This is a genomic window from Polaribacter gangjinensis, from assembly GCF_038024125.1.
GTDB lineage: Bacteria > Bacteroidota > Bacteroidia > Flavobacteriales > Flavobacteriaceae > Polaribacter > Polaribacter gangjinensis.
The window spans coordinates 1,329,881-1,343,911 of the sequence record NZ_CP150662.1; the positions used below are offsets into that span (position 1 = coordinate 1,329,881).

At 30.6% G+C, this 14,031-nt stretch carries 18 protein-coding genes; 6 read left to right on the forward strand and 12 right to left on the reverse strand.

Annotated elements, in window-relative coordinates; translation table 11 throughout:
* The first annotated feature begins 12 nt into the window (after positions 1–12).
* Positions 13–993 carry a CorA family divalent cation transporter gene (locus WHA43_RS05940; RefSeq protein WP_105046185.1) on the forward strand — a complete coding sequence of 327 codons (981 nt, stop codon included), beginning with the start codon at positions 13–15 and terminating at the stop codon, positions 991–993.
* A gap of 20 nt (positions 994–1,013) precedes the next feature.
* On the opposite strand, the gene WHA43_RS05945 is transcribed toward WHA43_RS05940, so the two are convergent.
* The 9 genes from WHA43_RS05945 to WHA43_RS05985 all read right to left on the reverse strand — a co-directional run bounded on the left by WHA43_RS05945 (position 1,014) and on the right by WHA43_RS05985 (position 6,765).
* A complete protein-coding gene (locus tag WHA43_RS05945) occupies positions 1,014–1,919 on the reverse strand; it encodes an alpha/beta fold hydrolase (RefSeq protein ID WP_226742841.1) in 906 nt (301 codons plus the stop codon).
* A gap of 36 nt (positions 1,920–1,955) precedes the next feature.
* Positions 1,956–2,708 (reverse strand): cyclase family protein, encoded by a 753-nt coding sequence (locus WHA43_RS05950; RefSeq protein WP_105046187.1) that lies wholly within the window; start codon positions 2,706–2,708, stop codon positions 1,956–1,958.
* A gap of 84 nt (positions 2,709–2,792) precedes the next feature.
* Positions 2,793–3,926: a radical SAM family heme chaperone HemW gene (gene hemW / locus WHA43_RS05955; protein ID WP_105046188.1), complete on the reverse strand. Its 1,134-nt coding sequence runs from the start codon at positions 3,924–3,926 to the stop codon at positions 2,793–2,795.
* 43 nt (positions 3,927–3,969) lie between these two features.
* A complete protein-coding gene (locus tag WHA43_RS05960; protein ID WP_105046189.1) occupies positions 3,970–4,341 on the reverse strand; it encodes a four helix bundle protein in 372 nt (123 codons plus the stop codon).
* A 49-nt stretch (positions 4,342–4,390) separates the two neighbouring features.
* Positions 4,391–4,945, reverse strand: coding sequence for a crossover junction endodeoxyribonuclease RuvC (ruvC, locus tag WHA43_RS05965; protein WP_105046190.1), 555 nt, complete (start codon positions 4,943–4,945; stop codon positions 4,391–4,393).
* Positions 4,946–4,955: 10 nt separating this feature from the next.
* On the reverse strand, positions 4,956–5,087 hold the full coding sequence (locus tag WHA43_RS05970) for a hypothetical protein (RefSeq protein ID WP_262903973.1): 132 nt from the start codon (positions 5,085–5,087) through the stop codon (positions 4,956–4,958).
* 84 nt (positions 5,088–5,171) lie between these two features.
* A complete protein-coding gene (gene mnmD / locus WHA43_RS05975; RefSeq protein ID WP_105046191.1) occupies positions 5,172–5,831 on the reverse strand; it encodes a tRNA (5-methylaminomethyl-2-thiouridine)(34)-methyltransferase MnmD in 660 nt (219 codons plus the stop codon).
* Positions 5,828–6,256 (reverse strand): hypothetical protein, encoded by a 429-nt coding sequence (locus tag WHA43_RS05980; protein WP_105046192.1) that lies wholly within the window; start codon positions 6,254–6,256, stop codon positions 5,828–5,830. Before WHA43_RS05980 ends, mnmD begins: the two co-directional genes overlap by 4 nt.
* Entirely contained in the window at positions 6,256–6,765 is a 510-nt protein-coding gene (locus WHA43_RS05985; RefSeq protein WP_105046193.1) for a DUF4920 domain-containing protein, read from the reverse strand. Before WHA43_RS05985 ends, WHA43_RS05980 begins: the two co-directional genes overlap by 1 nt.
* 122 nt (positions 6,766–6,887) lie before the next feature.
* On the opposite strand from WHA43_RS05985, the gene WHA43_RS05990 reads away from it, so the two are divergent.
* The 4 genes from WHA43_RS05990 to WHA43_RS06005 all read left to right on the forward strand — a co-directional run bounded on the left by WHA43_RS05990 (position 6,888) and on the right by WHA43_RS06005 (position 11,190).
* Positions 6,888–7,943 (forward strand): branched-chain amino acid aminotransferase, encoded by a 1,056-nt coding sequence (locus WHA43_RS05990; RefSeq protein ID WP_105046194.1) that lies wholly within the window; start codon positions 6,888–6,890, stop codon positions 7,941–7,943.
* Positions 7,944–8,051: 108 nt separating this feature from the next.
* Positions 8,052–8,252, forward strand: a complete 201-nt coding sequence (locus WHA43_RS05995) for a (4Fe-4S)-binding protein (RefSeq protein ID WP_105046195.1) — start codon at positions 8,052–8,054, stop codon at positions 8,250–8,252.
* Between the two features lie 23 nt (positions 8,253–8,275).
* On the forward strand, positions 8,276–10,723 hold the full coding sequence (locus tag WHA43_RS06000; RefSeq protein ID WP_105046196.1) for a DUF4982 domain-containing protein: 2,448 nt from the start codon (positions 8,276–8,278) through the stop codon (positions 10,721–10,723).
* Between the two features lie 5 nt (positions 10,724–10,728).
* The gene (locus WHA43_RS06005; RefSeq protein ID WP_105046197.1) at positions 10,729–11,190 is read left to right on the forward strand and encodes a nuclear transport factor 2 family protein; all 462 of its coding nucleotides are present in this window, start codon (positions 10,729–10,731) and stop codon (positions 11,188–11,190) included.
* A 3-nt stretch (positions 11,191–11,193) separates the two neighbouring features.
* On the opposite strand, the gene WHA43_RS06010 is transcribed toward WHA43_RS06005, so the two are convergent.
* On the reverse strand, positions 11,194–11,580 hold the full coding sequence (locus WHA43_RS06010; protein ID WP_105046198.1) for a nucleoside triphosphate pyrophosphohydrolase family protein: 387 nt from the start codon (positions 11,578–11,580) through the stop codon (positions 11,194–11,196).
* 136 nt (positions 11,581–11,716) lie between these two features.
* Between WHA43_RS06010 and WHA43_RS06015 the strand changes: the two genes are divergently transcribed.
* Complete coding sequence (locus tag WHA43_RS06015; RefSeq protein WP_226742840.1) at positions 11,717–11,926, forward strand: hypothetical protein; 210 nt, start codon at positions 11,717–11,719, stop codon at positions 11,924–11,926.
* 98 nt (positions 11,927–12,024) lie between these two features.
* On the opposite strand, the gene WHA43_RS06020 is transcribed toward WHA43_RS06015, so the two are convergent.
* Both WHA43_RS06020 and WHA43_RS06025 read right to left on the reverse strand, forming a co-directional pair.
* Complete coding sequence (locus tag WHA43_RS06020; protein ID WP_105046200.1) at positions 12,025–12,591, reverse strand: DNA-3-methyladenine glycosylase I; 567 nt, start codon at positions 12,589–12,591, stop codon at positions 12,025–12,027.
* 2 nt (positions 12,592–12,593) lie between these two features.
* Positions 12,594–13,940, reverse strand: a complete 1,347-nt coding sequence (locus WHA43_RS06025; protein WP_105046201.1) for a M24 family metallopeptidase — start codon at positions 13,938–13,940, stop codon at positions 12,594–12,596.
* Positions 13,941–14,031 lie beyond the last annotated feature (91 nt).

Consider the following 14,031-nt stretch of genomic DNA (forward strand, 5'->3'; position numbering starts at 1 on the left):
ATTCTTTTGAATATGCAACCAGATTTTCTTAGCCAAACTTCATTAATTACATACGCACCAAAAAAACACGAAAGAACTACTTTTACTGATATTTCTGAAATATTATTGACAGATAATCCAGATGAAATAAAATGGTTAAATACGTATGGATTGTATTTTAAAAATGAATTTAAAACAGTCGTTCAAAATTCGAATTTAGATGATTTTTTATTAAAACTATTGAGTGATGATGAACATCCTAACAAAGTAATTTTACTAGATAATTTGATTTTTTTAACAATTAGAGTTTTAAAAACGGATCAAAAGAATTTAAGTTCAGAACAAATTCTTTTCATGATTTCAACTCATTCTTTATGGAGTATTCAAGAAAAAAAGGGCGATTATTTTGGTTGGATTCGCGAACGAATTGAGGGAAATAAAGGTGTTGTTAGAAAGAAAAAAAGTGATTATTTATTGTTTTTGTTATTAGAATCTATTGTGGATAATTACTTAGAAACGTATCAAAAAAATGCAGCCATTAGTTCTGATCAATTGGATATTTCTAGAGTAAAACCTACGCCTGAATTTACATCTTTAGTTGAAAAAAGAAAGCAAGAATTGTTCAATTTTAAAAAAGCAACATTGAGTTTAAGAGATGTTGTTATGAAATTGGAAACTATTGAAATTAAAGGATTTAACAACAAATACTTTAGTGAATTAAAAGAACAAATCAATAATTTATTGACGAATATCGATTTTGAATTGCAAGAATTAGAGAGTAAAATCAATTTGATTTTTAGTATTCAAGGACATCGTTTGAACGAGGTCATGAAAACGTTAACAATTTTATCTGTCATTTTTATTCCATTGACATTTTTAGCTGGAATTTATGGAATGAATTTTGAAAATATGCCCGAATTGAAATTCCAGTATGGCTATTTTTTATTACTTGGGTTTATGTTTGTAATTAGCCTTTTTATTGTTTGGTATTTTAAAAGAAAAAAGTGGTTTTGATTTGCTTTCAGCAAAAAACATCAATTTAAAAATTCCTTTAAAATTAACAAACTTTCTTTAGGATTTTCTTCCATTGGAACATGACCTGAATTTTCCAAAACATACAAAGTTGCATTTGGCAGTAAATTGTTCATTCGTTTTCCGTTATCTAACGGAATCCATTCGTCTTTTGCTCCCCAAATTAAAATTGTTGGTGTTTGAATACTTCTCAATTTTTCAGAATTTTTGAATTCATTTGGTGTAAAATCGGTTTTTGCTCTGTCAATAAAAGCCTGTCTATTTCCAGTTCGCAAAGCCATTTTGTGATAACGCGTTATCAATTCATCTGTAATTTTTGAATCATCTGCATATACTTCTTGGATATTTTTTTCAATAAAATATTTTGGAGTAAAGTATAAGAAAAGTGAATTTAAAATGGGAGTTTTTGCCATTTTAAAAACAAAAGGTTGTGATTTGTTAGTTGGCAATCCACTTGCATCAATCAAAATGAGTTTGGTAACTTTTTCAGGATGTTCAGCTGTGTAATTCCATGCAATATTTCCTCCTAGAGAATTTCCGGCTAAATAACATTTTTCGATGTGTAATTTTGATAAAAACTGATGTAAAAATTGGGTGTAATTTTTAATAGAATAAGCTGCATTTTTATTGGGACCTGTAATTCCGAATGCTGGCAAATCCATTCTGATGACTCTGTAATTTTTGATAAGCTCTTGATTCCAAGCATCCCAAGTATGCAAAGAAGCTGCAGTTCCATGAATTAAAACAATTGGAAATCCTTTTCCTTCATCTCTGTAATGCACTTGCATTCCATCAATTTCAATAAATTTAGAATGTTCGTTTGCATAATTTTTTTTGAGTTCTTCTGGTGAAATATCAGCGTAAAATCCTTGGTAAAGAAGCACAATAATCAATAATAAAACTCCCAAAAAAAACCGTTTTAAAAGCCATCCTTTTCTCATAAATTATGATAAAATTTCATACAAAATTGGTTTGCTTGGAGTGGCATCATTTTCAAAAGGTGCAATCATCAAATTCAATAAATATTCGCCATCATTTACTTTATTAGAAACGTAAATGAACTCTGTAATTGTTGCATCCATCCTGATTTCTCCAGCTGTATTCCAAAAAGCATTGTGTGCCAATAATTCGCCTCCATCTTTTTCTTTATCTACAGAAGGTAAATCAACCAACAAATGTTTGATACCTTTTTCTCTCAAATAAATGGCAGTTTCCTCTAATAAATAAGGCGGATTTGTATTGGAATATCTCATTCCTTTTTTATCACTTCTTAAATTTGGCAAAGTCCTAATGACAACTGCATCTCGTTTTTTATTTCTCAACGCAGTTTGCAATTGTTTTTGAGATATTACAAAATCACCATCTCTAAATTCTGGAGCAACAGTTATAACTTCTGCAACAAAAAAATAATGCTTTAAATTTTGATTTACAGAATGAATTTTTTCAGTGATATGACCTACACATTCTGTATGCGTAATGTGCGAATGCGGATTGAAATGAATGTTATTAAAATTAACTACAGCCCCTTCAGAAACCAAGACCTTTTCATCATCAAATTCTTGTGGAAAAATTTTTGGATCATCAATATACCAAGCATTTACAGCTTGTTTATGAGGATCAATTGCAATAGAAATATCAATTGGTTTTGAAACATCTATTTGAATTTTTCTAGAATTGTATTCGATGGTTGCTTTCATAAAGGGAACTTAGTAATTGTTGATTGATGTTTCTCAAAGATAGCATTTCAAAACTTTATTTTGAAATTTTCTTTTTGAAAGAAATCAAACCAAATTCAACATAAATAAATCAGATGCAATTCCGTCAGATAAAAACTGACCTTTTGCAGTTGTTTTTAAGATTCCATTTTCAAAAATCAACAATTCGTCATCCAAGTATTTTTGAGATTGCATTGCCAAATACGATGCATATTTTTCTCCAAAATCTTGGGTAATTTTATCTACAGAAACTCCCCAAATTGTTCGTAAACCTGTCATGATATATTCATTGTATTTATCAGTTATTGACAGAATTTCACGTTCAATTGGCAGGCTATTTTCTTGAATTGCTTTGATATATTTGGTATTATTTCTCACATTCCAACTGCGCTGATTTCCATCAAAAGAATGTGCTGAAGGACCAATTCCGAGGTAAGATTTTCCTTGCCAATACCCCGAATTATTTTTACTAAAAAACCCTTCTTTCCCAAAATTGGAGGTTTCATAATGCACAAAATCATGCTTTTTTAAAATGTCTTTTAAGATGTAAAATTGCTCTTGCGCTTTTTCATCATCCACATTTTTGATGATGCCTTTTTGTATAAAACTTGCCAAAGCTGTTTTTGGCTCAACAGTTAAAGCATAACTAGAAATATGAGGAATTCCGAAACTGAGTGCAGTTTCAATATTTTCAATCCATTGTTTATTGTTGCAATCTGGAATTCCGTAAATCAAATCAATGGAAATATTTTTAAAATAATGAGTGGCAATTTCCAAGCATTTTTTTGCTTCATCTGAGTTATGAGCGCGATTCATCAATTGTAAATCCTGTTCAAAAAAAGACTGAATACCAATACTCAATCTGTTTATTTTTGATTCAGAAAGTTCAATTATTTTTTCGTTAGATAAATCATCAGGATTTGCTTCTAACGTAATTTCGGGTGATGAAACTACTGAATGACGTTGATAAACAACATCAATAATTTTATTTATCTCATTGATTGACAATATACTAGGAGTTCCTCCTCCAAAATAAATGGTTTCAATAATGGTATTATTCAGTTCACTTTTTCTAAGTTCAATTTCTTGACAAATGGCAGCAATCATTTCATCTTTTCGAGTCAAAGAAGTAGAAAAATGAAAATCACAATAATAACAAGCTTGTTTGCAAAATGGAATGTGAATATAAACGGCCCCCATTGAATTAGTTTTCAGTTTTCAGTCTCAGTTTTCAGTTTGAGATTCATTTTAATTTAACTCCGAATTTTGATGGATTGTTCATCATAAAATGTGTCAATTTTCCAACTTCTTCAATTTCATTTGAAAGTTCTTGGAATATTTCTGAATTTATGTAATTACATTTATTTGCAAACAAGAGCCAAGTAAAGGTCTCTGAATTTTCAGCATCACTATCACTAAGTTTACTTGTAAAATGTTTTGGGTATGCTCTTTTTCTATAGGCCTCAGCAATATTTGCAGGAACACTTCTTGATGATCTTCTTATTTGATCTGTAAGTGAATACTTTTCCTCAATTGGAAATGACTTTGAAATTTCAAAAATTCTCATTGCCAATTGAAATGATTTTTTGAATGCTAAAAGACTTGTAAAATCCATAATTAATAATTATATATTAAATAACCCAACTGAAAACTGAGACTGAAAACTATTTTTTTATTCTCTTTTCATTATTCTTCACAAAACTCTCCCATCCTGAATAACTAATTCCACCTTCTATTTTTCCGTAATTGTAAAAATGACAAACTGCAGCAGCCAAACCATCTGTAGCGTCTAAATTTTTTGGTAAACTTTTGAGATTTAAAAGCGATTTTAACATCAAAGCAACTTGTTCTTTACTCGCATTTCCATTTCCTGTAATGGCCATTTTTATCTTTTTTGGCAGATATTCTGTAATTGGAATTTGGCGTGATAAACCAGCAGCCATGGCAACTCCTTGTGCTCTTCCCAACTTTAACATGGATTGTACATTTTTACCGTAAAATGGCGCTTCAATGGCAATTTCGTCAGGATTATGAGTGTCAATCAACTCAATAGTTCGTTCAAAAATGTGCTTTAATTTTAGATAATGATCATCGTATTTTGAGAGTTGCAATTCGTTCATTTGAATGAATTCCATTTTTTTTCCAACCACTTTGATGAGTCCAAAACCCATAATGGTTGTTCCTGGATCAATCCCTAAAATAATTTTTTCTGTTATCAAAAAGTAGGATTTAAAAAAATGCTTTTATCAAAGCATCAGCATTGAACCACAAATATAAAACCACCACCAATAAAACAACTAAAAACAATCCTTTTATTGATTTTTTTTCTTTTTTCCTTCCAAATTTCCTTCTAAATTCCATGATTCTATTTTTAAGACTCTAAAAATGTAAAGATAAATTAAAATAAGCTTATACAATTTATTGACTTACTCCTCTATAAAACAATTATTTTACTCCACGTAACATTTCTCTTTTTCCAGGAGGACCTTGTAAACGCTCTACATTAAATCCAACTTTTTGCAAAGCTCTTCTAACACTTCCTTTGGCTGCATAAGTCACTAAAATGCCATTGATTTTTAACGCTTTATACATTTTTTCAAAAACTTCTTCTGTCCACAGTTCAGGCTGAACTCTTGCCCCAAATGCATCAAAATAAATCAAATCAAAGGTGTTTTCATCATCAATATTGTGAAAAAATTGTTTCCTTTTAGTCAATGAAAAATTGGTTGAAATTTGATTTTTTTCTTCCCAAGAGATATGATGCATTTCATCAAAAATTGACTGAAATTCATTCGCATTTAATTCAGAAACATAGTTGAGTTGTTTAATTTCCGAAATTTCAACTGGATATGCTTCCACTCCAACATAATCAATGATTTTTGAACTTTTTTGAGCTTCTAAAAAAGTGATAAATGCATTTAAACCTGTTCCAAAACCAATTTCTAAAATCGAAAATTCATCCAAAGAAACTTGTGCTAATCCATTTTTGATAAATACATGATATGCTTCTTGAATCGCCCCATGTTTGGAATGATAATGTTCATCCCAATCAATCAAATAAATGGTTGTAGAACCATCTGAAGTATGGAGAATTTCTCTTTTCAATTTGTTGAAATTAGCAGCTTTTTTATTCTAGGAATTGGTCCAATACAAGTTGTTTTGTGACAAGCAATACAACTATTAACTGTTTTGTTGTGATTTGAAATTAATGAATCTTTTGAAGAATTCATTAGTTGTTGATAGGTATCTAAATAAAATTCCGAAAAAGCTTCAAATGAAGCATTTCTGTCAGTAGAATCAGTCAATTTTGCGGAATGAATTTTATAAAATTCTTTGGGTAGTTTTTGAGGGTTTTTACCAGCTAAAATGAGTGATTTATTCTCAAAATTCAACGAATACATTTCTAACATTAAAGCAGCCATTTCTGACTGCTTTACAATTTTTTCATTTTGATGATTTTGATTTTCTTGTTTTTTTTCAGAACAAGAAATCATTAACATTAATGCACAAAAAATAAAGAAGTTTTTCATTATTTCTTCATCAAAACACCATTCGCTTCAAAAGCAAATTCCTTTTTTGGAGTGGTTATTTTAGCAATTTCTTCAGCTGATTTTCCAGCATCCTCAGCATAATGTTTTAAATCTTCAACAGAAACTTCCGTTACAAATGCTTTTCCTTCAACAATTACCTCACGATCTTTTGAATCTAAAGGCATAAAAAATCCATAATCTTTAAAACGAACCATTGTTTCAGCTTCTTGATCTAATGGCAATTTCATCCAACAACCTTTTTTAGAACAAACTTCTTTTATAGATGAAGCAAATTTGATATTGATAGTATCACCAACTTGTAATGAATTGAATTTTGTCAACATTTCTTTGGATGACAACGCATTATCTGCTGAAATAACTGCTCCAAATGTATCAAAATTTGTAGCAATTTCTGTTTGATCTTCGTTAGATTCTGTTGATTTTTTATCTGTTTTACAAGCAGTTACAAATAAAATAGCAACAGCCAAAAATTTAAAAAATACTCTCATGTTTTTTGATTTTGATTTTGAAATACAAAGGTATGAATTTTAAAAAACAAAGCTCGCTTTTAGCACTTTTTCCAATAAATAATTTGTGTAACTTTGCATCGCATAAAATAAATCAAAAACTAATGTCCTCTCAAATAGAAATTCAACGTATTGAAAAATCGAAAATTGCTTCAGTAGATTTCAACAACTTACCTTTTGGAAGTGTGTATTCTGATCATATGTTAGAGTGTAATTTTAAAAATGGCGCTTGGCAAACTCCTGTAATTAAGCCATTTTCACCAATTTCATTAGATCCATCATCTAAGATTTTTCATTACGGACAATCTATTTTTGAAGGAATGAAAGCATACAAAGATGCAGAAAATAATACCTTGCTTTTTAGACCTTTAGACAATTGGAAACGTTTAAATAAATCTGCAGAGCGTTTGATGATTCCTCAAATTCCTGAAGAAATTTTCATGGAAGGTTTAAAAGCTTTGTTGAAAGTTGACAACGATTGGATTCCTACAAATGAAGGAAGTTCTCTATACATAAGACCATTTATGTTTGCAACAGGATCAGGATTTCATGCATCGCCTGCAAATGAATATAAATTTATCATTGCAACTGCACCTTCAGGAGCTTATTTTGCTGGAAAAGTAAAAGTATTGATTGAAGAAAAATACGCACGTGCAGCAAATGGTGGTGTTGGTTATGCAAAAGCCGGTGGAAACTATGCAGCACAATTTTATCCAACTCAATTAGCTATGGATAAAGGCTATAATCAAGTTATTTGGACAGATGATAACACGCATCAATTTATTGAAGAAGCTGGTGCCATGAATATTTTTATTCGCATCAATGACACCTTAATTACGAGTCCAACAAGCGATCGAATTTTAGATGGAATTACACGTAAAAGTATTTTACAAATTGCTGAGGATGCAGGAATTCAAACAGAAGTTCGTAAAATTTCTGTTGGTGAAGTAGTTGAAGCTGCTAAAAATGGCAATTTAAAAGAAATGTTTGGAGCAGGAACTGCTGCTGTAATTTCGCCAATTGCTGGTTTTGGATATCAAGAAAATGATTATGAATTGCCCGTTTTAGAAAATTCATTTGCGGCTCAATTAAAGAAAAAAATTACTGATATTCAAACAAATAAAGTAGCAGATCCTTATGGATGGAGAATATTTGTATAGTTTGAAATAGTAACCAAATATTAAAAATACAGAAAACATCAACCAAAAGTTGGTGTTTTTTTTGTTTGATAAATTTTAAGTATCTTTCAAATCACTAAAACTTATCTGATGAAAACATATCCAAAAGAAGAAATTAAAATTGGTTGGCAACCAGAAAAATGTACGCATTCTGCTAATTGTGTAAAAGGATTATCAGCCGTTTTTAAACCTAAAGATCAACCTTGGATTCATCCAGAAAATGCATCCAAACAAGCCATTATTGACCAAGTTGCAAAGTGTCCTTCTGGCGCTTTGACCATTGTTCAATAATTGAAATTTCGATTTTTTAAAGCATGAAACTATTTTATCAGAAACATTTTTTTGCACTCTTTATCGTGCTCTTTTTTTCACATACAATCAACTCTCAAAACCGAAAAATCATCACTTTTAATGATGGATGGAAATTTCAAAAAGGCAACCAAAAAAATGCTACATCCATTTCTTTTGATGACTCAAAATGGCAAAATGTTTCAGTGCCTCATGATTGGGCAATTTATGGTCCTTTTGATAAAGAAATTGACAAACAGAATGTAGCGATTATTCAAAATGGGGAGGAAATTCCAACTGAAAAAACTGGAAGAACAGGCTCATTACCTCATATTGGAGAAGCATGGTATCGCACAAAATTTGATATTTCTGAGAATGATTTATCCAAAAATTTCACCCTACTTTTTGAAGGAGCCATGAGCGAACCAGAGGTTTTTTTGAATGGAAAAAAAGTGGGCGAATGGAAATATGGTTACAGCTATTTTTACTTTGATATTTCAAAAGCTATTTTAAAGGGAAACAATACTTTAGCAGTAAAACTAACCAACAAAGAGTTTGCTTCACGTTGGTATCCTGGAGCTGGTTTGTATAGAAATGTGCGTTTGATTATCAAAAATCAAGAACATATTTCGCAATGGGGCACTTTTATTATAACGCCTTTTGTGACAGATTCTCTTGCCAAAATCAATATCAAAACTAGTATAAATTCGAATCGTGGTTTTGTAAAAACAACTATTTATGATGCAGCAGGAATTGAAATCACTTCACAAGAATCCAAAAATTTATTCGGTAATGAATTTGAACAAAATATTCCGCTAAAAAATCCGAAATTATGGAGTCCTGAGCAACCTTATTTATATACTGCAAAAACTCAATATTTTATAAATAATCAACTTTCTGATGAAACTACAACTCGTTTTGGCATCCGAAAAATTGAATACAATCGTGAAAAAGGATTTGTATTGAATAACAAGATCACCAAATTCAAAGGCGTTTGTTTGCATCACGATTTGGGTCCTTTAGGAACTGCTATCAACAAAGCTGCTTTGAAAAGACAAATGTTACTTTTGAAAGATATGGGCGTAAATGCCATCAGAAGTTCGCATAATATGCCTTCTTTTGAACAATTGGAATTGGCTGATGAACTCGGATTTTTATTTTTAGCTGAGTCTTTTGACGAATGGAAAAAACCAAAAGTCGAAAATGGATACAATCGTTTTTTTGATGATTATGCAGAAAAAGACATTGTAAATTTAGTTCGTGCTACAAGAAATCATCCTTCCATTGTCATGTGGAGTTCAGGAAATGAAGTGCCTGATCAATGGGGAACTGAAGGTGTAAAACGTGCCAAATGGTTGCAAGATATTTTTCACAGAGAAGATCCAACTCGTCCTGTAACTGTTGGAATGGATCAAGTAAAAGCAGTAATGGAATCTGGTTTTGGAGCAATTATGGACATTCCTGGATTGAATTATCGCGTTCATTTGTATGAAGAGGCTTTCGAAAAATTTCCTCAAGGATTTATTTTAGGTTCAGAAACAGCATCCACAGTAAGTTCACGAGGTGTTTATAAATTCCCAGTTGAAAAAGGGTCTATGAAACAATATGATGATTTTCAATCTTCATCTTATGATTTGGAATATTGTAGTTGGTCTAATTTGCCTGAAGATGATTTCATTTTGCAAGATGATAAACCTTGGGTTATTGGCGAATTCGTTTGGACAGGTTTTGATTATTTGGGCGAACCAACACCTTATGACGAAAAATGGCCATCAAGAAGTTCGTATTTTGGGATGATTGATTTAGCAGGAATTCCTAAAGATCGTTATTATTTATACAGAAGCAGATGGAACACCAAAGATGAAACTTTACATATTTTACCACATTGGAATTGGAAAGGACGTGAAGGCGAAAAAACGCCTGTTTTTGTCTATACAAATTATGAAAGTGCTGAATTATTTGTGAACGGAAAAAGTCAAGGAATTCAGAAAAAAATCAAAAATGGAAATCCACAAGTACGTTATCGCTTGATCTGGAATGATGTTGTTTATGAACCTGGAACGTTGAAAGTAATTGCATTTGACAAAAACGGAAAACCAACTGCTGAAAAAGAAATCAAAACTGCCGAAAAACCACATCAAATTATTTTAGAAGCTGACAGAACAAAACTCACTGCTGATGGTGATGATATAAGTTTTGTTACAGTTTCTGTAGTTGATAGAAACGGAGTTTTTTGTCCAACAGCCACCAATCAATTACAGTTTGAAGTTTCAGGAAAAGGAACTTACAGAGCTGCTTGCAATGGAGATGCAACCTCTTTAGAACTTTTTCATTTACCAACTATGAAACTATTTAGTGGAAAATTGGTTGTACTAGTAAAAACGACCAAAGAAGCAGGAAAAATAGCATTGAAAGTTTCTGGAAAAGGGTTGAAAACAGGGAAATTAGAATTGGAATCTTTTAAGGAAAAATAAATTTCATGAAAATACTTTTAAGAAAAATCTTTATTTGTTGTTTTTTGTTTGCTTCGTTTTCTTTGATTTCACAAGAAAAAGATGATGATTTACAAAACATCATTACCACTATTGAAAACTATTATAATGGTTATATACTAAGAGATTATTCTCTTTTAGAAAAAGCATTTGATACTGAAAATGGCACCATGAAAGTACCCATTTTGAAGGATGAAAAAATCATAGGTTATCAAAATAACTTCTTCAAACATTTGATTCAAAAATGGAGCTCAAGAGAAAAATTGACTGAAGAAATAATAAAAAAATGTAAGTTAACAATTCTAAATATTGACAATGTAAATACACAAATGGCAAGTGCAAAAATCAGTATGAAAGTAGAGAAAATCACTTATATTGATATTTTATCAATTCAAAAAATTGAGGAAAAGTGGAAGATTACCAATAAGATTTTTGTAATTGATCAGTGATTTTTATTTTTTCAAAATCTCCTCAATATTAGGTTTAAAATAATTTGGTCCTTTTAAAACCTTCCCATCTTCTCTGTAAATGGGTTTGCCATCTTCGCCCAATTTACTCATGTTACTTCGTTGAATTTCATTGAAAACTTCGTCAATCTTATCTTGCATTCCATGCTCGATAATAGTACCACAAAGAATGTACAACATATCACCCAAAGCATCTGCAACCTCAACCAAATCATTATTATTGGCAGCTTCTAGATATTCTTCATTTTCTTCACGCATCAATTTATAGCGTAATAAATTTCGTTCTTCGCCAATATCTGCTGTGGGTTTATTTTTGATACCCAATTTAAAAGCTGTATGAAATTGATGAACTGCATTAATTTTATCTTTCATTTGTATTGTTTTTATTAGATTTTAACATTCACTTATTGTATATTTTTTGTGAATAAATATGTAATTTTGCAACTGACAATATAGCAAAACTTTTGAAGTAAATTTTGAGAATATTGCATAAAAAATCAAAAACTATATGATGTTTTTAAACGCTTTTTTTTCAACTGGAAGAATCATTTTTATCATTTTTTTTGTAATTGCTTTTTCAGCAGTATTAGTTTGGAGTTACAAAAAAGACACCAAAAATCATGAACGATATTATAAAAATGCAGGAAAAAAAGTAGCTATTTATGGCGGAATTATCATTGCCATTTTTGTTGCGTTGAGAATACTATTAGGAAATTAATTCCAAATTCTCATTTTTTTTTAATTTTTTAGTTCTTTTAAAACAGATAATTTCTAAGGCTGTATATAAAAATAAGCCAGTATTTTAAAAATTGATGCTTACAAGCATGAATGATGAAATTTAAAACAGGATGATGTGTGATCATTGACCATGCCAACTGCTTGCATAAACGCATACATAACTGTAGAACCTACAAATTTAAAGCCTCGCTTTTTTAAAGTTTTGGAAATTGCATCCGAAATTTCGGTAGTTGCAGGAACTTCATTTCGTTGATGAAAACAATTCACAATTGGTTTTCCATCTACAAAACGCCAAATAAAATTAGAAAACGACCCAAATTCTTTCTGAATTTCCATAAATAATTGCGCATTTGTTATGGCACTTTGTATTTTTAAACGGTTTCTGATAATACCTTCATTTTGTAATAATTCTTGCTGCTTTTTATCAGAATAATTAGCAATTTTTTGATAATCAAAATTGTCAAATGCCTTTCTAAAATTCTCTCTTTTGTTCAAAATTGTCAACCAATTCAACCCTGCTTGAAAAGTTTCTAGTAATAAAAATTCGAATAAAACTGCATCATCATACACAGGTTCTCCCCATTCTGAATCATGATATTCTTGATACAATTTGCTATCTGTTACCCAAAAACATCGATTTTTCATTGCTAATTTGTTTTAATTGGTTTGATTTTAGTTTGTCTTTCATTGACATATTCAAATGAGTTATTACCGAAAAAACCAGCTTCCTCCAGCATAATTCTAATATCTTTTTTCCATTCTTTAATAGCAACAGTGGTATTCAATTCAATGGCATAGACTGTATTTTTGTGCAAAGGATATTCTCCATTAAAAGGTACACCATTTTGAGAATCCCACATACCAATTGTGGTTCCTGCACTATGCCCAAAAGTTCCTAAAGGATGTGTGTAAATTGATGGTCTTAAACCTTCTTTTTTTCCTTGAGCTAAAGAAGTTGCTAAGATTTCATTCCCAGTTTTTCCAATTTTCATGTTTGATGTTAAGATATCTTGCACACGATTTCCATCCTCAAAAGCAGCTTTCAAAAACGCTGGAACTTCGTTTTCATCCTTTTTTAAAACATAAGCATGTTGCTGACAATCAGTATTTAAACCAATATAAGTGATGCCAAAATCACAATGCAGCAAATCACCTTCTTGAATGATTTCTTCGGCTTTTTGTTTTGAAAAAGATTCAATATGCGATTTTAAAGCTTCGTTATTTCTTTGTACATCAATTGTTGGATGAAACCAAGTTTCTAAACCTAAATCTGTAACTTTTTGACGCATAAACCAAACAACATCTTCTGTGGTTGTAATGCCTGGTTTTATAACCTTTTCAGAAAAAGCTTCATCAATAATATCATGTGTAATTTTTACCAAATTTTTGTATAAAGCCATTTCTTTTGCTGTTCTGGTTTCTAACCAAGCTATGGCTAAATTTTCTGCGGAAACAATTTTTGAGTGAAATTCTACAGGTAAATTCTCCAAAAATTCTTCATAATCAGTTTTTACCAAACCATCTGCCAAGGCAAAATGTTTTGAAAAATTCAGTCCTATTTTATTTGGATTTTTCTCTTTGATAATGGCTGTTAAAGCTTCCCATTGATTGGGTTGTTGCTCTTTATTCCAAGCAGATTGTATGCTTTTCCCAATATCATATCTGGCAACAGCCAATCTTTCAAGGGTATTTTTTTCTTTATTTCGATAAAAAACAATAATGGTTCTTCTGCGTGCATTTAACCAAGTTGCAGGTAACAATGTTTTTAAAACGGGGTCTTCATTGTATTCTCTTGAAATTAACAACCACATGTCAATATCTGTATCATCCATTAAGATTGGTAATAAATTTGACAAGCGATCTTCTAAAAGTTCGTCTTTTAAAATGGCTCTTTCTTTTTCAGATAAAATATCATAATGTTTTTGATTTTCAGTGTTTTGTTGACAAGAAAAACACAGAAAAAAGAGGCAAATGAGCAAGAAATTTTTAAGCATTATCTATTTTTTTACGTTTTAAAAATACTGTTAAAAGAATTGAAAACCTATCAAATCTGAAATATTTTTTGCAAATTTACCAATGTGAAAT

Coding starts and splice junctions, on each gene's coding strand:
- WHA43_RS05940 (WP_105046185.1), top strand. CDS start 13: ATGCAACCAGATTTTCTTAGCCAAACTTCATTAATTACATACGCACCA.
- WHA43_RS05950 (WP_105046187.1), bottom strand. CDS start 2,708: ATGAAAGCAACCATCGAATACAATTCTAGAAAAATTCAAATAGATGTT.
- hemW (WP_105046188.1), bottom strand. CDS start 3,926: ATGGGGGCCGTTTATATTCACATTCCATTTTGCAAACAAGCTTGTTAT.
- WHA43_RS05960 (WP_105046189.1), bottom strand. CDS start 4,341: ATGGATTTTACAAGTCTTTTAGCATTCAAAAAATCATTTCAATTGGCA.
- WHA43_RS05970 (WP_262903973.1), bottom strand. CDS start 5,087: ATGGAATTTAGAAGGAAATTTGGAAGGAAAAAAGAAAAAAAATCAATA.
- WHA43_RS05980 (WP_105046192.1), bottom strand. CDS start 6,256: ATGAAAAACTTCTTTATTTTTTGTGCATTAATGTTAATGATTTCTTGT.
- WHA43_RS05985 (WP_105046193.1), bottom strand. CDS start 6,765: ATGAGAGTATTTTTTAAATTTTTGGCTGTTGCTATTTTATTTGTAACT.
- WHA43_RS05990 (WP_105046194.1), top strand. CDS start 6,888: ATGTCCTCTCAAATAGAAATTCAACGTATTGAAAAATCGAAAATTGCT.
- WHA43_RS05995 (WP_105046195.1), top strand. CDS start 8,052: ATGAAAACATATCCAAAAGAAGAAATTAAAATTGGTTGGCAACCAGAA.
- WHA43_RS06000 (WP_105046196.1), top strand. CDS start 8,276: ATGAAACTATTTTATCAGAAACATTTTTTTGCACTCTTTATCGTGCTC.
- WHA43_RS06005 (WP_105046197.1), top strand. CDS start 10,729: ATGAAAATACTTTTAAGAAAAATCTTTATTTGTTGTTTTTTGTTTGCT.
- WHA43_RS06010 (WP_105046198.1), bottom strand. CDS start 11,580: ATGAAAGATAAAATTAATGCAGTTCATCAATTTCATACAGCTTTTAAA.
- WHA43_RS06015 (WP_226742840.1), top strand. CDS start 11,717: ATGATGTTTTTAAACGCTTTTTTTTCAACTGGAAGAATCATTTTTATC.
- WHA43_RS06020 (WP_105046200.1), bottom strand. CDS start 12,591: ATGAAAAATCGATGTTTTTGGGTAACAGATAGCAAATTGTATCAAGAA.
- WHA43_RS06025 (WP_105046201.1), bottom strand. CDS start 13,940: ATGCTTAAAAATTTCTTGCTCATTTGCCTCTTTTTTCTGTGTTTTTCT.